Genomic DNA, 17782 nt, shown 5'->3' on the forward strand with positions numbered 1-17782 from the left:
ATGGCGACCGACGGCGTCGATCTCGTCGACGAAGATGATGCAGGGCGCGTTCTTCTTGGCCTGCTCGAACATGTCGCGCACGCGGCTCGCGCCGACGCCGACGAACATCTCGACGAAGTCGGAGCCCGATATGGTGAAGAAGGGCACATTCGCCTCGCCGGCGATGGCGCGGGCGAGCAGCGTCTTGCCCGTGCCGGGCGGTCCGACGAGCAGCACGCCGCGCGGAATGCGTCCGCCGAGGCGCTGGAATTTTTGGGGATCGCGCAGGAACTCGACGATCTCCTGCAAATCCTCCTTCGCCTCGTCGACGCCGGCGACATCCTCGAAGGTCACGCGGCCCTGCGTCTCGGTGAGCAGCTTCGCCTTGGACTTGCCGAAGCCCATGGCCCGACCGGCTCCACCCTGCATCTGGCGAGACAGGAAGATCCACACACCGAGGAAGGCGATGAGCGGCAGGCCATTGATGAGCAGAGTCATCAGCCAGCTGTTGCCGTCGGCCGGCGGACGCGCGCTGATGGCCACATTCTTGGCGGTCAGGCGCTGAACCAGCGACGGATCATTGGGCGAATAGGTCGAGAACGGGCGATTGTCGGAGAAATGCCCGGTGATCTCATTGCCGGCGATGGTCACGTCATGGACGCGGCCCTGGTCGATCTGCGTGAGCAATTCGCTGAAGGTGATGTCACGGATCGGAGTCCGCTGACCCGGCTGCTGGAACAGCATGACGAGCGCCACGACGAGCAACCCGATGATCGCCCAGAGAGCGATGTTCCTGAAGTTTGCGTTCATGTCGAACCTTGCGAATGACGATGCCGCCCGGACCATCCCGGAAAACAGAAGTCGTTTCGTGTAATCTAGGCGTGTCGGAAGCTCTTGCCAAGAGATCGCCTCTGCCGAGAGATCGCCTCTGCCATGAGATCGCCTCGCGCCGCGGTCTCGCCGTCTGTCGATGCGCGCATCACGTGCGTTGCGCGCGCCTGCGCTCAGTGGTCTCGGACGCGGGTCGCAGATCGTCTCCAGCGCCGAGCACTGTCGCCGAAAAGTCATACGATCGAAGCGAAGTGGCTTTTTTGCGGCCGTCACGCGTTTTCGTCGCGCGCGCCGCCTTTGCGTCGCGGCGGCTCAGGCGAAACGACGACGGCGTCGCGCTCGAAGGTCACAGTCGCGCCGCCCAGCGTTGTTTTGAAGCGCGTTTCTGTCGCCAGCGCATCGGCGAGCCTTTCGCCGGCGCGCTCCAGGCGCTCGAGCCGCGGCTCGCCGCGGCCGATGCGGGCGATCTCCGCCGCGAGCAGGCGCAGCAGCAGCTCGCGCGGCAGCGCCCGCAGCGCCTCGGCCGCGATGCGGAAACGTTTTTTGCCGCGCTCGGCGGGCAGCGTCGACGCGGCCTGCTCGGCGCTCCAGGCCAGCGCCTCCTCGGCGCGCGCGGCGCGGGCGGAAAGGCGCAGCAGCGCCTCGACATCGAGGCCCTCCGCCGCGAGCGTGGCGGCGAGCCGGCGCAGCCGCACGCGGGCATAGGCCGGATTCTCATTGGAGGGATCGCGGAAATAGGGGTGGCCGGCCTCGGCGCAGAGGCGCTCGAGCGCGGCCTTGCGAAAGCCGAGCAGCGGCCGCAGCAGAGCGAGCCCGTCGACGCGCGACGCGATGGCCATCGCCGCGAGGCCGGCGACTCCGCTGCCGCGGGTCAGGCGGAACAGCGCCGTTTCCGCCTGATCGTCGGCATGGTGGGCGGTGACGATCGCCGTCGCGCCGATGTCCCGCGCCCGCCCGCAGAGCAGCCGGTAGCGCGCCGCCCGCGCGCGCTCTTGAATGCGGGTCGCGGGCTTCTCGCCCTCCCATCGCAGACGATGATGCGCAAATCCCAGGGCGCGCGCCCATTCGCCGACCTGCGCCGCCTCCTGCGCCGCTTCGGCGCGCAGGCCGTGGTCGACAGTGGCGATCTCGATGCGCTTTTGCGCGGCGAGCCGCCAGCGTGACGCGAGCAGCGCCAGCGCGACCGAGTCCGGCCCGCCCGAGACGGCGAGCAGCAGCGCGTCATGGGCGGCGAGCGGCGCGAGCGCGCGTTCGGGATCGAGGAGGGGCGGCTCAGCGGGCATGCGCGCCCGTCAGCATCGGACCTTCTTGCTCTCCTGCTGGGCGATTTCCTTCACCCGCGCCGAAGCGCCCGGATATTTCACCGCGATCTCGCCGAAGGAGGCGCAGGCCTGCTCATTGGCGCCGATCTCATGCAGCGATTGGCCGAGCCTCAGCATGGCCTCCGGCCCTTGCGGCGCGCTCGGATGCTTGGCGGTGATCTCCAGATATTTTTCCGCGGCCTCGCGGTAGCGCTTGCGCAGGAAGAAGCTCTCGCCGAGGTTGAAGATCGCCTGAGGCGCGAGCCGGCTCTTCGGATTGTGGGTGAGAAAGCCGGCGAAACCGATTTCAGCGGCTTCATATTCGCCTTGACGCAGTTTCGAGACGGCGAGGTCGAATTCGTCCTTCGGCGTCTGCGGCGCGGTGGGAACGGGCGAGAGCGCGGTCGAGGGGCCGGGCAGGGGGGCTTCCGCCGGCGGCGGCGCCTCGCCGAGCCGTCCGTGAGTCAGATCGAGCGGCGCGCCGGGCGAGCGCAGATCGGCGGCGGGCGCGCCGGCGCCTGTCGCGGCGGCCGGGAGCGGCGCGCTCGGCGGCGTCGCGCCGATGGGGCGGGGCGCGCCGGGGGCGTTGGGGTTGAGATTGGGATCGAAGGCGTCGCCGCGGCGCGGGCCGACCGGGGAAATGGCGGTCGGTCCCGGCAGGGGCGCCTCCGGCGTCGCGGCGCGCTGTTGCGTGGCCCCGGATGGCGACGGGCCGGCGGCGGCGTTCTCCTGCGTGCGGCGCAGCTGATCCTCCAGGCGCCGCACGCTGTGCTGCAGCTCCTCGACGAGGCCGTTGAGCGCGCGGATCTGATTCTCGAGCCGGTCGATGCGCACGCTCGCGGCGCTCGCTTCGCGTCCCGCGCTGTCCTCCTCGGGATCGCGGCGGCCGAAGAGCTGGGTCACATCGAGGCGGCGGCCGATGTTCTGGCCGATGTTCCGAATGCCCTGGCCCAGCCCGTCGAGGCGTGGGCCATTGTCGGAGGAATCGGCGGCGAAGGCCGCGCCAGCGGCCATGACGACGCCGAGGACGGCGGCGACGAAAATGGGACGTGACCAAAGGATCATGGCGGGAATCGTTCGCGAGAGCGGTGCAGGACGAGGCGTAGCATAAGCCCGCTTTCGGCCAAAGTTTGACGAAGCCGCGGCGAGCGTCGCGCAGATGTGGCGAAGAGGCGTTCTCCCGGCTAATCTCGCGCCCACTCCTCGGCTTCCTCTTCCATTGTCGTTTTCTCATGACCAAGCCCGTCCAAGCGCGTCCTATGACCAAGCTCGGCTTCGCCGCCGTCGGTCTGGCTCTGCTCGGCGTCGCGGCGCCTTGCATCGCTGCGGCTTCGGAGGCGACCGGCGTCTGCGCGCTCGACGCCGGCGTTCCGATCGAGATCGCGGCGGTGGGCGCGGATCTCGATCTCTCGACCATGGACGGCCGCCGCGTCGCGCTCTCGGGAATCGAATTCCCCTCCGGCGCGGCCGCGCGCGAGACGGTGCGGCGCTTTCTCGCCGAGCGGCTGAGCGCGGGCCGGCTCGTCTTCCTGGCGGCCGCGACGGCGGCGCCGGATCGCTGGGGAGGGGTTCCCGCGGGTCTTTTCGTGGAAGGGGTCGGGGCGCAGGCGCCGCTCGTCTCGCTGGCGGAGACGCTGCTGGAAGCGGGCCTCGCGCGGTTTCGCCCCGATCCGGCCGCATTCGCCTGCCGCAATGGGCTGCTCGCCGCGGAAGCGCAGGCGCGCAGACGAAGGCTTGGACTTTGGGCGTCGGGCGAGTATCACGTCGTCGACGCCGGTCGGCCCGAAATGCTCTCCGGACAGATGGGAATGGTTCTGGTGGAGGGCGTGGTCGGCGCGATCGGCGAGGCCGGCGGCTCTCTCTATCTGAATTTCGGGCCGCGCCGCGGAGATTTCGCTGTCGTGATCTGGAAACGCAATCTCGAGACATTCGTGCGGGCAGGAACGTCGCCCAGAATGCTCACGGGGCGGCGAGTGCGCGTGCGAGGATTGATTGACTCAGCTTTTGGACCGCGCATGGAGCTCGTCTCTCCGGCGCAGATCGAGCTCGTCGGCGACGAGCTGCTCGGCGAGGCCCGACGGCGGTGACGCGCGGCGGCGCGGCGCGCGCCTCGCCGCGCTCGCGGTCCTCCTCGTCGTCGGCCTGTCCGGCTGCGCCCAGCTCGAGCGGCAGGGCGAGATGCTCAATGGCGGAGCCGTGTCGCATGCGCGGCTGCCGCCCGCCGTGCCGCGAACGCTCGGCGGCGAGCAGCCCTCCACCGCCGAGCACAAGGAGCTCGTCGCGCAATTCGGCGGCGAATATCGCTTCCCCTCGGCTGAACGTTATATCGACGATATTCTCGTCAAGCTGGCGCAGGCGAGCGACACGCCCGGCCAGGCCGCCTATAAGGTGACGATCCTCAACACGCCGGTCGTCAACGCCTTCGCTCTGCCGAACGGCAATCTCTACGTGACGCGCGGCCTACTCGCGCTCGCCGGCGACGCCTCGGAGGCGGCCGCGGTGATGGCGCATGAGATCGCCCATGTGAGCGCGCGCCACAGCGCGCTACGCGCCGAGCGCGAGCGTGAGGCGGAGGTCATCAGCCAGGCCGCCGCCGTCATTCAGAGCAAGCAGAAGGGCGACGATGTGCGCGCCTCGCAGCGCCTCTCCTTTGCCGGCTTCTCGCGCCTGCAGGAGCTGGAGGCGGACGCGATCGGCGTGCGCGTGGTGGCGCGCGCGGGCTATGATCCGTACGGAGCCTCGCGCTTCCTCGCGGCGCTCGGCAAATCCGCGGAGCTGCGCGCCGTTCTCTACGGCAAGAAGAAATCGCCCGATCTCGATATATTGGCGACGCATCCTTCGACGCCCGATCGCATCGCCAAGGCGGTGGCGGCGGCCCGGCAGATCAGCGCGCCGGGCGTCGGCTCGCGCGATCGCGAGGGCTATTTCGCCGCTATCAACGGCCTCGCTTATGGCGACGATCCCAATGACGGCTTCGTGCGCGGCCGCAAATTCACCCATCCGCGGCTGCGCTTCACCTTCGTCGCGCCGGAAGGCTTCCTGCTGGAGAATTCCAGCGAGGCCGTCTTCGGCGTGAAGGAAGGCGACGACGAGGCGTTGCGGCTCGATCGCGTGCGCGCGCCGGTCGGCAAGACGCTCGAAGCCTATGTCGAGTCCGGCTGGGTCGACGGTCTGCTGCGCTCCTCGATGAAGCGCATCGACGTCAACGGATTGCCTGCCGTCGTCGCCAGCGCGCGCGCCGGCGAATGGAATTTCAAGCTCGCGGTGATTCAAATCGACGATGAGCTCTATCGTCTCATTTTCGCCGTGCGCGCGCTCGACGACGAGGCGGAGCGACGTTTCGCCGCTTCTGTCGCGACATTCCGACGCTCGAGCTGGGAAGAGTCGCTCGACGTGCGTCCGCTGCGCCTCTCGATCGTGAGCGCGGGCGCGGAGGATACTGCGGAGTCGATGGCGCAACGCATGGTCGTTCCCAATCGTCCGCTCCAATATTTCCAATTGCTGAACGGCCTCGAGCATGGAGGCCGTCTCACATCCGGCGAGAGATACAAGCTCGTCGTCGAGTGAGAAACGCTCGCCGCGATGGAACTGTCGCGCTCCAAAAGTGTTGTAAGCCTTAGAATTCCCGGGGGGGCGGACGGGCAGGCGCCAGTCGCGCGACAGCTCGGGGATTCTCGTCAATCGAGGCATTGTCGTAGCGCCATTCGTCGATCGATCCCGTTTCGATCGAAGGCCTTCGCGCGCGCGGCTGCCACCCGGAGAGCGAGAATGGCTTATTTGCCCGGAGTTGGACGCGAGCTCGTGAAGGCGGCGATGGATGCGCCCTTTCTCGAACGCGAAGAAGAAAAACGTCTTGCGATCGCCTGGAAGGACAATAAGGACACAGATGCTCTGGACAAGCTCGCCTCCGCTCATATGCGGCTGGTGATCGCGCTCGCGGTGCGCTTTCGTCATTACGGCCTTCCAGTGGCCGATCTCGTGCAAGAGGGGCATGTCGGATTGCTGGAAGCGGCCGCGCGTTTCGCGCCGGAGCGCGACGTGCGCTTCTCGACCTATGCGACATGGTGGATTCGCGCCTCGATCCAGGATTACGTGCTGCGCAATTGGTCGATCGTGCGCGGCGGCACCAGCTCCTCGCAAAAGGCGCTGTTCTTCAATCTTCGCCGGCTTCGCGCCAAGCTCGCCCATGCGCCGCAGTCCGAGGCGGGCGATGCATTCCAGGCGATCGCCGGCGCCATCGGCGTCTCTCGCGCCGATGTCGAGCTGATGAATTCGCGCCTCGCCGGCTCGGACGTCTCGCTCAACGGCCAATTGGTCGAGGATGATTCCTCGACCTCGGCCGAGCGCATGGATTTCCTCGTCGATGATCGGCCGCTGCCGGACGAGATCGTCGAGGATCGCGTCGATTCCGGTCGTCGCACGCGCTGGCTCGCCGATGCGCTGAAGCTTCTCTCCGAGCGCGAGCTGCGCATCGTGCAGGAGCGGCGCCTCAGCGAAAGTCTCGTCACGCTCGAATCGCTCGGCGATCGCCTCGGCATTTCGAAGGAGCGCGTGCGCCAGATCGAAAATCGCGCGCTGTGCAAGCTGCGCAAGGCGCTGACCAAGGCGCAGGAGACGCCTGAGACGCCGACGCTGGCCGAGTGAGCGCGACGCGCGTCCCAAGGTTTTCGCAACCAAGCTCGCAACAAAAAAACGCGGCCCCGTGGGGACCGCGTTTTTTTAACCGTAAAAGACAAAGAGAGATCAGGCGGCGCGCTCTTCGACGTCGTCCTCTTCGCCTTCCTCGCTCGCATCGTCGCTGGCGTCCGCCTCGGCGTCGCCCTTGGGGCCGCCGCGGCGCGGGCCCTTCTGCAGGAAGGACTCGATCAGCTTGAGCGATTCCGAATCGAGCAGCTTGCGCACGGCCGCGACCTCGCGCGCCATTCGATCGAGCGCCGCCTCATAGAGCTGGCGCTCCGAATAGGACTGCTCCGGCTGCGTGTCGGATCGATAGAGATCGCGCACCACCTCGGCGATGGTGACGAGATCGCCCGAATTGATCTTCGCCTCATATTCCTGCGCGCGGCGCGACCACATCGTGCGCTTCACGCGCGCGCGGCCGGTCAGAGTGGAGAGCGCCTTGTCGACGACCTCGGTCTCGGCGAGCTTGCGCATGCCGACGGTGGCGACCTTGCTGGTCGGCACCTTCAGCGTCATCTTGTCCTTGATGAAGCTGACGACGAACAGCTCGAGGCTGAAGCCGGCGACCTCCTGCGTCTCGATCGCGACGATCTGGCCGACGCCATGCGCCGGATAAACGACGAATTCGTGTGTCTTGAACCCGAGCTTATGCGCCGAAGTCTTCGCCTTCACGGCGGGGGGGATCGGCTGCTTGATGGGGGCCGCGGCCGCGGTGCGCGCGGCGACGATGGCCTTGGGCGAAAGGGCCGAGCTCGCCGCCGCGCTCATGGGAGCGGTGGGCGCCGGCGACGATTTGGCGTTGATCGCCTTTCCTTGTGTCTGTTTTGGCACTGGAATGGTTTCGCTCGAAGCTGGAGGTGAAACGGACGCCGCCGCATTCGGCTCGCTCGCGCCCGCAATCGGGGCGACGCTCGGAGACGAGGCGTCGGAGTGCTCGATATCGATATGGGGCGCGCTCTCGCGCGAGGTCGTTGTAATTCTCGTCTCCCCGGTTACGCCGGCGGCCGCAACGGCGGTTGAAGTCTCATGCGAAATCTCAGGCGAATGTTCCCGGCCGCTCTGCTGGCCGATCTCTTTTTCTCGGCCGATCTTTTTCTCGCCCATCTCCTGGCGGGCGGTCTCGACCCGCTGTTCGATGGCGTTCGTCGGCGCGGAGATTTTTTTGGCGTGGGGCGGCGTCGCGGGCGCTTCGACGACGGCGACCGGCTCGATCGCGGCGCTCTCGACAGGGCGCTCCGTCGCGCTGCGCTTGGCGTCGCTGCTGCGCGCGGCGCTGGCGCGGGCTCTCGCCGGCGTCTTGCCTTCCGCGGCTTTGGCGATAGCGGCCTTGGCGATGACAGCCTTGGCGACGATCGCCGCCTCGGCGACCGCAGATTTGGCGACCGCAGACTTGGCGACAGCAGACTTGGCGACAGCAGACTTGGCCGCAGCGGCCTTGGCCCCGGCGCTCTTGCCCACAGCGCTCTTGCCCACAGCGCTTTTGGCGATGGTTGTTTCGGCGCCGGCGGCTTTCGTGGTCTTGCCGCTTCGCGTCGCAGCGGATTTTGACGCGCCCGAACGGGCTGCGCTGGCCTGGGCCGCAGTCTTGGCGGCGGCGCGCGTCCGGGCGGCCGCGGTCTCGCCCGCCTTGCTCGCGGTCGTTCTGGCGGTCGTCTTCCCCGCGGCGGCGGCTCTGGACTTGGCGCTGGCGGATTTGGAGCCGGACTTCGCGACGCTAGACTTCTCGACGCTAGACTTGGCGCTTGCGGCGGCGGTCTTCTTCGTCTTGGTCGTCGTCGCGCTCGCGGCCTTCTTGGCCGGAGTCTCGGCGGCAGCGGCGGTCCGCGCCGTTTTGGTTCCCGCGTCCCTCGCGCCGCGTCGCGCTCCGGCGACGGACGCCTTGCGGTTCTTTGCGGTCTTCTTGCTGGACGAGGGCATACGCGGATACTCCTTCTATTGTCCCGCTGTGGAGACGGGACGGGAAGCCTCGTGACCGAAGGGGCTCGTCGCGCCCCGGCCAGGATAGCGCCAATGACCGCGCATACTTTGGCTGGCGAAACTCCGACGCTTCACAATATAGTGCCGACATTGGCGGGAGGAGCCGCCATCTTCGTCCATTCTCGACGTCGGCGGCTGACCGCTATCTCCGTGCTGGAGACGGCGACGCTTGCGTCCCTCGCGCCCGAAAGCTAATTCTTAATGTTCCGTATATCATGTGGTACGGGAAAAATCAAAGGAAAGGCGCCGGCGCCTTTCCTCATGGTTACGAGCGGCCGCGCAGCAGCCGTTGAATTTGTTAACGATTTTGGGGGCGCGGTCGCTGTGGACGGCGCGGCGTCAGTCGCCTTCGCCCGGCTCCGGCGAGAAATGCGCCTCGAGCTTGCCGGGCTTGCCGTCCCATTCCTTGGCGTCCGCCGGCGGGTCCCGCTTGATTGTGACGTTGGGCCAAGTCTGGGCGTATTCGGCGTTCAGCGCCATCCATTTCTCGAGGTCCGGCTCGGTGTCGGGCTTGATCGCCTCGGCCGGACATTCGGGCTCGCAGACGCCGCAATCGATGCATTCGTCCGGATGGATCACCAGCATGTTGGCGCCTTCGTAGAAGCAGTCCACGGGACAGACTTCGACGCAATCCATATATTTGCACTTGATACAGTTTTCCGTGACGACGTAAGGCATGGGGCGTCCTCGATCCGCGGGCTTGCTAGCGTTTTTGATAATGGGTTGCAAGCGGCCTCCCGGCCCGCGTGTCGCGCATGATATCCTGCGAGGGGTTGGAAGGGAATCGGTTCATGGTGGAAATCGAATCGGCATCGCACGGCGTCGGGGCGCTCCCGGCGGCGCGTTGCGTGACAGCGCGGGCCTTGCTGCTCGGCGAGCGAATCGACACCAGCGGCCTCGAGCGCGCCGATCTCGTCTCGACCTCGCCGCTCGCCTTTCCGGCGGGGCAGTCGGGCTTCGTCGTCCTCTACCGATTCGGCGTCGCCGTGCTGTTCGGCCTGTCGCCGCTGGAGGAGGACGAGATCCTCGCCAAGGTCGGGGCCCGCGTCGCCGGCGCCGCGACGCGGCGTGACGATGAGACTCTGGTGCTGGAGGTCACGCCCGACAGCGAGGACAAAACGCTCGCCAATGGCCGCCTCGCGATCAAGGACGCCTCGGGCGAGCGGCTGCTGGTGGTCGCCGACGCTCTGGCCAAGAGCGTCGCGCTGGCTCGCGACGAGCGGCGCGTCAACGCCGTCTTCGACACGATCGAGCCTTTCGCCGCCGAGCTCGCCAGCAAGGGCCGTCCGCCATTCCGGCGCCGCGCCATGCTGGAGCTCATCGGCCAGACGTTGCTGGTGCAGCATCGCGTCTCCGGGCGCGTCGCCGTCGAGGACAAGCCCGACGTGCTGTGGGACCGGCCGGATTTGGAGCGCCTCTATTCGCGGCTCGAGGACGAATATGAGCTCGAGGCGCGCGGCCAGACCTTGAAGGCCAAGGTCGATGTCCTCGGCGAGACCGCGCGGGCGCTGACCGAGATCATCGACGTCGACCGCTCGGTGCGGCTGGAGGCGACCGTCGTCGTGCTCATCCTCGCGGAAATCATGCTGACGCTCTTCCAGATCTTCGTCCAGCGCGGGCATTGAGAGTCGTCATGTCGGACGCGCGCGCTTGACCTTCGGCCAGCTGTCCATCCTCGCCGCGGCTTTGTTTCTCGTCGGCTCCGCGGAAGTCGTGGCCGGGCCGCTGATGACCGCCATGGCCCCGGATTTCGGCGTGCCGGCGGCGGCGATCGCCTATCTGCCGGCCGCCTATGGCCTCGCCTATGCCGGTTTCGCCATTTTCGCCGGGCCCTTATCTGATCGTTTCGGCCGCAAGCGCCCGCTTCAGGCGGGGCTGCTCGGCTTTTCTCTGCTCAGCGCCGCTCTCGCCAATTCGTCCAATCTCTCGGTGGCGATCGCGCTCAGCGGCATGGCGGGGCTCTGCGGGGCCTTCGTCCAGCCCAATTCGCTGTCCTTCGTCGCCGATACGTCATCGCCGCAGGATGTCGAGGTCCGCACCGCGCGCGTCTTCGTCGGGCTGATGTCGGCCTTTGTGATCACGCCCTCCATCGCCGGATGGATCGCCGACCGATACGGCTGGCGCTGCGCCTATTATCTGCTGGCGCTCTTGGCCGCGCTCGCCTTTCTGGCGGTCTCGCTGGCGTTTCGACCGGGCCGCTCGCATGGCGGAGGCGTCGTCTCCTTCGTCGCGACCCATAGAGGCGCGCTGGCGACGCCGGGCGTCGTGCGGCGGCTGGCGGCGAGCTATTTCTGGCTCGGCTCGGTGGCGGGCTTCGGCGTCGTCGTCGCCGATGTCGCGGCGCGCAAGCTGTCGCTCTCGCCGACCGACGCCGGATTATTGGCCGGCTTCTTCGGCCTCGTCACCATCGCCGGCAATCTGGCGGGGCCGACGGTCCGCGGCCTTCTCTCCGACAAGGCGCTGCCGATCGCCTGCTTCGTGGCCTCGGCCGGCGTCTTCGCTTTCGCTCTTCCGACCCATTCGGCGCTACAGCTCGGGCTCGTTGGATTGCCCTGGGCTTTCGGCTATGGCTGCGGCGGCCCGCTGCATCATGCGCGGCTGAGCGGAATGTCGGCGCAATTTCGCGGAACGATCAATTCCTATCACGCCAGCCTGCTCAACCTCGGCATTTTCTCGACCTCCTTCCTGTTCGGCGCGCTCGCGCCGAGCGGGCTCGGCCTGTTCTATGCGCTCATCGGCGGCGTCTCGCTGATCGGGGCGTCGCTGCTCGCCTTCGCCACGCTCGCCGAACGGCAATCCACTGCTCGACCCGCTACGCAGGAGAGGGGGTAGACCGAGGGGCGGCGTAGCGATCCTAGGCTCGCGCTGCGCCGTCAGCCCACTCCCCAAAGCGCAGCGGGGGAGGGACGGGGGCCTTCGCCGCTCTATTCGCGGACAAAAGCCGCCGCCTCTTCGATGGCGGCCTCCGTCTCGCCGGGCGCGATCCAGCGGAACGACGGCAGCTGGTGGCGCGCGAAGGTGAATTGCCGCTTCGCATAATGGCGCGTGTCGAGCTTTCCCTGCATCGCCGCCTCGTCGAGCGACAGCTCGCCGCGCAAAAATCGCAAGAGATGCGGCGCGCCATGCGCGCGCATGGCCGGCAAAGCGGGATCGAGCCCGCGCCCGCCGAGCGCCTCGACCTCATCGAGCGCGCCTTCGCGGAGCATGGCGTCGAAACGCGCGTCGATGCGCGCATAGAGCTCTTCACGCTGCGGGGCGAGGAAGAAGGCGAGGCATTCGGATTGGTCGAGCGACGACGCCATGCGCGCGCCCTGGAAGGAGGCGAGCGGCTTTCCCGTCGCCTCGAGCACTTCCAGCGCGCGCAGGATCCGCTGCGGATCGGTGGGTCTCAGACGCGCCGCCGTCTCCGGATCGCGCTCGGCGAGACGCGCATGCAGATCGTCCGGCGCTCGCCCTTGCGCTGCGGCGCGGACCTTCTCGCGCACTTCGGCGGGAACCTGCGGAATGTCCGAGAGGCCGGAGAGCGCGGCCTTGTAATACATGCCGGTGCCGCCGGCGACGACCGGCGTCGCGCCCTCCTGCGCGAGCCTGTCGAGCAGGAGGCGAAAATCCTCGAGCCAGCGGCCGACCGAATAATTCACGGCAGCGTCGACATGGCCGAACATCTCGTGGCGCACGCTCCGCTCCTCCTCGGGCGTGGGGCGTGCGGTCAGAATGCGCAGGTCGCGATAGACCTGCATCGAATCGGCGTTCACGACGGCTCCGCCGATGCGCTCGGCTATAGCCAGCGCGAGAGCGGACTTGCCGCTCGCCGTCGGTCCTGCGATGAGAATGGCGCGTCTCGTCATTGGCCCTTCGCAACGACAAAACGAGCCAAATGTCAAAAGCGCCTGTGGAGCATGTCGCGACCTTCGTCGCCGGCGCCGGCGGCCCGCCGCTGACGGCGGCGGCCGTTCGGGCTTGGGCGCCGGTCGGCGTGTTGGACTGGCTGGAGCCGGGCGTCGCCGCCGATGTGTGCTTCCCGCTCGCGCCCGAATCGCTCGTCGATCGGCGTCTCGCCCTTCGGGCGGCCGCGAGCCCGAGCGGCGCCGATGTGATCGTGCAGCCGAAGGCGGGACGGCGCAAGCGCCTGCTCCTCGCCGATATGGATTCGACGATGATCGGCCAGGAATGCGTCGACGAACTCGCCGAATTCGCCGGGATTCGCCAGCCTGTCGCCGAGATCACGGAACGGGCCATGCGCGGCGAGCTCGCGTTCGAGCCGGCGCTGCGTGAGCGCGTGGCTCTGCTCGCCGGCCTGCCGGTCGCGGTCATCGAGACCATATTGGCCGAGCGCGTGACTTTCACGCCCGGCGCGCGGACCCTGGTCGCGACCATGCGCGCCAATGGCGCCTATGCCGCGCTCGTTTCCGGCGGATTCACCCTTTTCGCCGAGAGGATCGCGGCCGCTCTCGGCTTCGACGAGGCGCGCGCCAATCGCCTCGAGACGCGCGAGGGGCGCATCACCGGAATCGTCCTGCCGCCGATCGCCGGCGCGGCCGCCAAGCGCGCGGCGCTCGAGGAGTTGCGCGAGCGGCTGGCGCTGCCGGCCGAGGCGACGCTCGCGGTCGGCGACGGCGCCAATGACCTCGACATGCTCGCCGCCGCCGGGCTCGGCGTCGCCTATCATGCGAAGCCGAAGGTGGCGCAAGCGGCGGCCGCGCGCGTCGATCGTGCCGATCTCAGGGCGCTGCTCTTCGCGCAGGGCTATCGCCGCGCGGATTTCGTTCTGGGGTGAGTCAGGCGCGGCTCTGCTGCGGCGCCGTCGCGACCGCGAAGCGAAAACGCGTGCGGGTGGCCTCGGAGGTGAGCCAGGAGGCGATGCCGACGCCGATGAAATGGGCCAGCAGCAAAGCGAAATTCACCAGCAGGATGAAGACGTCCAGCGCGCGGATGATCTTATTGGGGTCGGTGATGGCGATGCCCGGCGGCTGCGAAACGGTCTTGGCGACCAGTAGCGAAACGCTCAGCGACAGGCCGACGAAGGACAGAATCACGCCGACGAGGCCGATGAGCAGGCCGAGCGAGAGAAACCAGAAAGCCGTGATCTTGTGGACGCCGAGATAATCGGGCCGCGCCACGAAACGCGCCGCGCGCGTATAGAAAAAGGCGAGCGCCGTCGCCGCGCAGAGCAACAGAAAAGCGTATAGGCTCCAATAGATGGCGTCGCCGTAGCCGGTCTCGCTCGGGCTGAAGGCGCGTCCCGAGGTGGAGAATTGCAACAGCACGCCGCTCGCCAGCGCTATTGCGAGCTGCGGCCAGAATTGCAGCCAGCCGAACAGGCGCAGCCGCGAGGCGAGTCCCGCTGTCGGCGAGGGCTCGATCAGCGCCGGCGCGAGCTTTAGCGCTTCTGGCGGCGGAGCCTGCGGGCGGAAGCGGGCGAAACCGCCGAGCGCGAGATGAAGCGCGATCGAGACCGCGAAGAGAATGGCCAGCAGGCGATGCGCCGCGAGCAGCGCCTCCGAGGCCGAGGCTCCGGCGAGGCCGAGCGCCTGCGCGCCGGCGGGACCGAGAATTTCGGCGAGACGCGGATCCGAGATGGCGGAGGCGGGCAGGGGAAAGCCGAAGACCGCGAGCGGCGCGCCGCCGAAATAACCCCAGAGCGCGCCGGTCGCGACCAGCAGCGCGAGCGCGAGATAGGTCGCAAATTCGAAGAAGCCGGCGGCCGCGCGCCGCGCTTTCGACCAGCGCGCCGGCAGCGCTGGCGGCGGAACGACGAGCCGCAGCACGAGCTGCGCGAGCAGCAGAGCGCCGGCGACGACGCCGAGCGAGACATGCAGCGCGAAAGGCAGGCTCGCGAGCGGCCGCTCCGTAAAAGCAGCGCCCCATCCGAGCGCCAGGATCAGGACGCCGAGGACGAGAAGCGAGACGAAATTGGCGCAGGCGACAGTCGAGCGCATGGGAATCGCTATCCGGCAAACGAAAACGCCCGCGTCGATCAGCGACGCGGGCGATCTTTTTTGCCAGATAGGGCGCTCTCGCGAAGGCGAAAGCCTGGGGCTGATAAAGCCTGTGGTCGATTCGGCGCCGAGCGGGCGCCGATCCCGTCAGTCGAGGGTCAAAGCGACGAAATGCGTGTCGCCCTGGCCATTGGCGACGATCAGCAGCGCCGATTTCTTGCCGCCGTCCTTCAGCGCCTTCACCTTCTTCACCGCATCGGCGGGATCGGCGATCGGCTCCTGATTGATCTCGAGCAGGATCTCGCCCGGCTGCAGGCGCTTCTCGGCCGCGTCGGAGCGCGGATCGACGCCGGTGATGATGACGCCGTTCTTCACCGTCTCTTTGATCTGGAAGCGGTTGCGCAGCTCGTCCGAGAGCGAGGAGAGCTCGAGGCCGAGCGCCTTCTGCGCAGAGGTCTTCTCGATATTCTCGGTCTTGGGCGTCTCCACCGAGGCGAGCTTCTCGCCATCCTCGAGGCGGCCGAGCTTGATCGATTTCGTTTGCTCCTTGCCGTTGCGGACGATGAGGACCTCGACATCCTTGCCGACCGGCGTCGCGGCGACGAGCTTGGGCAGATCGCGCGATTCCTTGATGGGCTTGCCGTCGAATTTGACGATCACGTCGCCGGCCTTCAGGCCCGCCGTCTTGGAGGGGCCCTTGTCGTCCACGCCCGCGACGAGCGCGCCGCGGGTCTGGCCGAGGCCGAGATTCTCGGCGATGCCGTCGTCGACATTCTGAATGCGCACGCCGAGCCAGCCGCGCCGCGTCTCGCCGAACTTCTGCAACTGCTCGATGACCGGCTGCACGGTGTTGGCGGGCGTCGCGAAGCCGATGCCGACCGAGCCGCCCGACGGCGACAGGATCGCGGTGTTGATGCCGATCACCTCGCCGTCGAGATTGAACAGCGGGCCGCCGGAGTTGCCCTTGTTTATCGAGGCGTCGGTCTGGATGTAATTGTCGTAGGGGCCGCTGTCGATATTGCGGTTGCGGGCCGAGACGATGCCTGCCGTCACCGAGCCGCCGAGGCCGAACGGATTGCCGACGGCGAGCACCCAATCGCCGACGCGAGACTTGTCGCTATCGGCGAATTTCACCGCCTTCAGCGGCTTCTCGGGCTTCACCTTCAGCACCGCCACATCGACCTTCTGGTCCTTGCCGATCACCTCGGCCTTGAGCTTCTGCCCATCGGTGAAGATGACCGTCACCTCATTGGCGTCGGCGATGACGTGATTGTTGGTGATGACGATGCCGGAGGCGTCGATGACGAAGCCGGAGCCGAGCGAGGCCGATTTGCGCTGGCGCGGCAGCTCCGGGGCGCCCTGGCCCTGCTGCTGGCGACGCTTGAGGAACTCCTCGAATAATTCGTCGAAAGGCGTGGAGGGCTGGCCGTTCGGGGTCGCCTCCTTGCCGCGCTTCTGGTCGACCGTCTGCGTCGCGGAGATGTTGACGACCGCGTCCTGAACCGTCGCGGCGAGGTCGGCGAGCGACTCTGGCCCCTTGGCGAGCGCCGGCGTCGTCGCCAGCGGGCCGGCGACCAGCGCGCCGACGAGCCCCGCGACGAGGGCGCGCCTCAGCGCCGTGAAAAGCGAAACGGACGCGGCAGATGTCATACTCTTGCTCTCCTGAGACCGGGCGGCGCCTCGAGCCGCGGCGAAAGCGCGAATTCGCGCTTCGGGCGATCGACGATGCTGCGAGACTGTCGGACGACTCCGCTCGCACTCTGCCAGCAAAGCGGCGAGAGTTGGGCGTTCGCGTAAATCCTACCTTCTGTACCTTATTTCGATGGCGGTCGCGACTCTATTTCTTCTGCGGCGCCGGCTCCTCGGCGGCTTTGCCGGACGAGGGCGTCCCGAAAAACTTGAAGAAATCCGAGCGCGGACTGACCAGGAAGCGAGTGTCGCCCGGTTTGAAAGCGGCCTCATAGGCCTGCATCGAGCGATAAAAGGCGAAGAAATCCGGGTCTTTGCCGAAGGCCTCGGCGAAAATGCGATTGCGCTCGGCGTCGCCTTCGCCCTTGAGCTGATCGGCGCGGCGCTGCGCCTCGGCCTTCAGCACGATCACGTCGCGATCGGCCTTGGCGGTGATCTTCTGCGCCTGCTCGGCGCCTTGCGCGCGATATTCCGCCGCCTCCCTGGCGCGCTCGGTCTGCATGCGGCCGTAGACTTTCTCGGAAATCTGCTGCGGGAGATCGACCCGGCGGATGCGCGCGTCGACGACGTCGACGCCGAATTTGCGCGCCTCGAGATTGGCCTGCTGCCGGATCTTCACGATGAGACCGGCGCGCTCGTCGCGCACGATCTGCTGCTGATTGGCCTCGCTTAGCACGCGCCGCACCGCGGAATTGAGTACGGACGCCAGTTGGTTGTTGGCGCCGAGGATGCCGCCCACGGTTTGGTAGAACCGCAGCGGATCGACGATCTTATAGCGGACGAAACTGTCGACCTCGAGCCGCTGATTGTCGGAGGCGAGCACTTCGAGGTTCGGACTCTCGGCCGAGAGAATGCGATTGTCGAGGAACACCACGTTCTCGATGAAGGGAATCTTGAGATGCAAACCGGGCTCGGTGATGAGGCCGCGTCCCGCGACAGGTTCGCCGAGACGCAACACGATGGCCTGCTCCGTCTGCGAAACGGTGAACAGGGCGCCGCCGCCGACAATCACGATAAGGAGAAGCAGGGCCGCGACGAGGAAGGAAAAGGTTTTCATTTGCGGGCTCCGCCCTGGAAGGGCGCGAAAGCTGGAAGCGGCACGAAGGGAGAAACGCCGCCGCCCTGTTGTTCGTCGAGGATCACCTTGTCGGCTCCGCCCAGAACACGCTCCATCGTTTCAAGATAAAGGCGCTCGCGGGTCAGCGCTGGCGCGCGCTTATACTGTTCGTAAATCTGGGTGAAGCGCGAGGCTTGCCCTTGCGCCTCCGCCACGGTCTGCTCACGATAGGCCTCGGCCTCCTGCAGAATGCGCGCCGCCGCGCCGCGCGCTTCCGGCACGACGCGATTAGCATAGGCGTCGGCCTCGTTGCCGAGGCGCTGCAAATC

The 17782-nt window shown here is 67.4% G+C and carries 15 protein-coding genes and 1 pseudogene; 6 read left to right on the forward strand and 10 right to left on the reverse strand.

Going from position 1 to position 17782, the window contains the following annotated elements:
* The 3 genes from VIF40_RS14095 to ybgF form a co-directional block, all read right to left on the reverse strand.
* Positions 1-789, reverse strand: a 789-nt coding sequence (locus VIF40_RS14095) for an ATP-dependent metallopeptidase FtsH/Yme1/Tma family protein (RefSeq protein WP_331938146.1), incomplete at its 3' end; no start/stop codon positions are given.
* Positions 790-1079: 290 nt separating this feature from the next.
* Positions 1080-2093, reverse strand: a complete 1014-nt coding sequence (gene tilS, locus VIF40_RS14100) for a tRNA lysidine(34) synthetase TilS (RefSeq protein ID WP_331938147.1) — start codon at positions 2091-2093, stop codon at positions 1080-1082.
* 9 nt (positions 2094-2102) lie between these two features.
* The gene (gene ybgF / locus VIF40_RS14105; RefSeq protein ID WP_331938148.1) at positions 2103-3176 is read right to left on the reverse strand and encodes a tol-pal system protein YbgF; all 1074 of its coding nucleotides are present in this window, start codon (positions 3174-3176) and stop codon (positions 2103-2105) included.
* A gap of 194 nt (positions 3177-3370) precedes the next feature.
* Between ybgF and VIF40_RS14110 the strand changes: the two genes are divergently transcribed.
* The 3 genes from VIF40_RS14110 (at position 3371) to VIF40_RS14120 (ending at position 6755) form a co-directional block, all read left to right on the forward strand.
* Positions 3371-4198, forward strand: a complete 828-nt coding sequence (locus VIF40_RS14110; RefSeq protein ID WP_331938149.1) for a thermonuclease family protein — start codon at positions 3371-3373, stop codon at positions 4196-4198.
* The gene (locus VIF40_RS14115; RefSeq protein WP_331938150.1) at positions 4104-5678 is read left to right on the forward strand and encodes a M48 family metalloprotease; all 1575 of its coding nucleotides are present in this window, start codon (positions 4104-4106) and stop codon (positions 5676-5678) included. Before VIF40_RS14110 ends, VIF40_RS14115 begins: the two co-directional genes overlap by 95 nt.
* A 201-nt stretch (positions 5679-5879) precedes the next feature.
* Positions 5880-6755: an RNA polymerase factor sigma-32 gene (locus VIF40_RS14120; RefSeq protein WP_331938151.1), complete on the forward strand. Its 876-nt coding sequence runs from the start codon at positions 5880-5882 to the stop codon at positions 6753-6755.
* A 99-nt stretch (positions 6756-6854) separates the two neighbouring features.
* On the opposite strand, the gene VIF40_RS14125 is transcribed toward VIF40_RS14120, so the two are convergent.
* Positions 6855-8708, reverse strand: a complete 1854-nt coding sequence (locus VIF40_RS14125; protein WP_331938152.1) for a CarD family transcriptional regulator — start codon at positions 8706-8708, stop codon at positions 6855-6857.
* Between the two features lie 399 nt (positions 8709-9107).
* Positions 9108-9446, reverse strand: a complete 339-nt coding sequence (fdxA, locus tag VIF40_RS14130) for a ferredoxin FdxA (RefSeq protein ID WP_331938153.1) — start codon at positions 9444-9446, stop codon at positions 9108-9110.
* 113 nt (positions 9447-9559) lie between these two features.
* On the opposite strand from fdxA, the gene VIF40_RS14135 reads away from it, so the two are divergent.
* Complete coding sequence (locus tag VIF40_RS14135; RefSeq protein WP_331938154.1) at positions 9560-10393, forward strand: RMD1 family protein; 834 nt, start codon at positions 9560-9562, stop codon at positions 10391-10393.
* 25 nt (positions 10394-10418) lie between these two features.
* Positions 10419-11600: an MFS transporter gene (locus VIF40_RS14140; protein ID WP_331938155.1), complete on the forward strand. Its 1182-nt coding sequence runs from the start codon at positions 10419-10421 to the stop codon at positions 11598-11600.
* Positions 11601-11692: 92 nt separating this feature from the next.
* On the opposite strand, the gene miaA is transcribed toward VIF40_RS14140, so the two are convergent.
* Positions 11693-12616, reverse strand: a complete 924-nt coding sequence (gene miaA / locus VIF40_RS14145) for a tRNA (adenosine(37)-N6)-dimethylallyltransferase MiaA (RefSeq protein WP_331938156.1) — start codon at positions 12614-12616, stop codon at positions 11693-11695.
* A 29-nt stretch (positions 12617-12645) separates the two neighbouring features.
* Here miaA and serB point away from each other — a divergent pair, with 29 nt between their 5' ends.
* Complete coding sequence (gene serB, locus VIF40_RS14150; RefSeq protein ID WP_331938157.1) at positions 12646-13545, forward strand: phosphoserine phosphatase SerB; 900 nt, start codon at positions 12646-12648, stop codon at positions 13543-13545.
* Between the two features lies 1 nt (position 13546).
* Here serB and VIF40_RS14155 read toward each other — a convergent pair whose 3' ends face one another.
* The 4 genes and pseudogenes from VIF40_RS14155 to VIF40_RS14170 all read right to left on the reverse strand — a co-directional run.
* Entirely contained in the window at positions 13547-14707 is a 1161-nt protein-coding gene (locus tag VIF40_RS14155) for a DUF3611 family protein (protein ID WP_331938158.1), read from the reverse strand.
* Positions 14708-14854: 147 nt separating this feature from the next.
* Positions 14855-16357 carry a Do family serine endopeptidase gene (locus VIF40_RS14160; RefSeq protein ID WP_331938159.1) on the reverse strand — a complete coding sequence of 501 codons (1503 nt, stop codon included), beginning with the start codon at positions 16355-16357 and terminating at the stop codon, positions 14855-14857.
* Between the two features lie 187 nt (positions 16358-16544).
* Positions 16545-17453, reverse strand: a complete 909-nt coding sequence (hflC, locus tag VIF40_RS14165; protein WP_331938160.1) for a protease modulator HflC — start codon at positions 17451-17453, stop codon at positions 16545-16547.
* Positions 17450-17782: pseudogene (locus VIF40_RS14170) on the reverse strand (protease modulator HflK); the annotation flags it as partial. The gene hflC and the pseudogene VIF40_RS14170, both read right to left, overlap by 4 nt.

This window comes from Methylosinus sp. (assembly GCF_036560965.1).
Taxonomy (GTDB): domain Bacteria; phylum Pseudomonadota; class Alphaproteobacteria; order Rhizobiales; family Beijerinckiaceae; genus Methylosinus.

Excerpts from the sequence above, each read along its gene's own strand:
- VIF40_RS14160 (WP_331938159.1), bottom strand. The coding sequence starts at position 16,357 with ATGACATCTGCCGCGTCCGTTTCGCTTTTCACGGCGCTGAGGCGCGCC.
- tilS (WP_331938147.1), bottom strand. The coding sequence starts at position 2,093 with ATGCCCGCTGAGCCGCCCCTCCTCGATCCCGAACGCGCGCTCGCGCCG.
- miaA (WP_331938156.1), bottom strand. The coding sequence starts at position 12,616 with ATGACGAGACGCGCCATTCTCATCGCAGGACCGACGGCGAGCGGCAAG.
- VIF40_RS14155 (WP_331938158.1), bottom strand. The coding sequence starts at position 14,707 with ATGCGCTCGACTGTCGCCTGCGCCAATTTCGTCTCGCTTCTCGTCCTC.
- fdxA (WP_331938153.1), bottom strand. The coding sequence starts at position 9,446 with ATGCCTTACGTCGTCACGGAAAACTGTATCAAGTGCAAATATATGGAT.
- ybgF (WP_331938148.1), bottom strand. The coding sequence starts at position 3,176 with ATGATCCTTTGGTCACGTCCCATTTTCGTCGCCGCCGTCCTCGGCGTC.
- VIF40_RS14125 (WP_331938152.1), bottom strand. The coding sequence starts at position 8,708 with ATGCCCTCGTCCAGCAAGAAGACCGCAAAGAACCGCAAGGCGTCCGTC.
- hflC (WP_331938160.1), bottom strand. The coding sequence starts at position 17,453 with ATGAAAACCTTTTCCTTCCTCGTCGCGGCCCTGCTTCTCCTTATCGTG.
- VIF40_RS14120 (WP_331938151.1), top strand. The coding sequence starts at position 5,880 with ATGGCTTATTTGCCCGGAGTTGGACGCGAGCTCGTGAAGGCGGCGATG.
- serB (WP_331938157.1), top strand. The coding sequence starts at position 12,646 with ATGTCAAAAGCGCCTGTGGAGCATGTCGCGACCTTCGTCGCCGGCGCC.
- VIF40_RS14110 (WP_331938149.1), top strand. The coding sequence starts at position 3,371 with ATGACCAAGCTCGGCTTCGCCGCCGTCGGTCTGGCTCTGCTCGGCGTC.
- VIF40_RS14135 (WP_331938154.1), top strand. The coding sequence starts at position 9,560 with ATGGTGGAAATCGAATCGGCATCGCACGGCGTCGGGGCGCTCCCGGCG.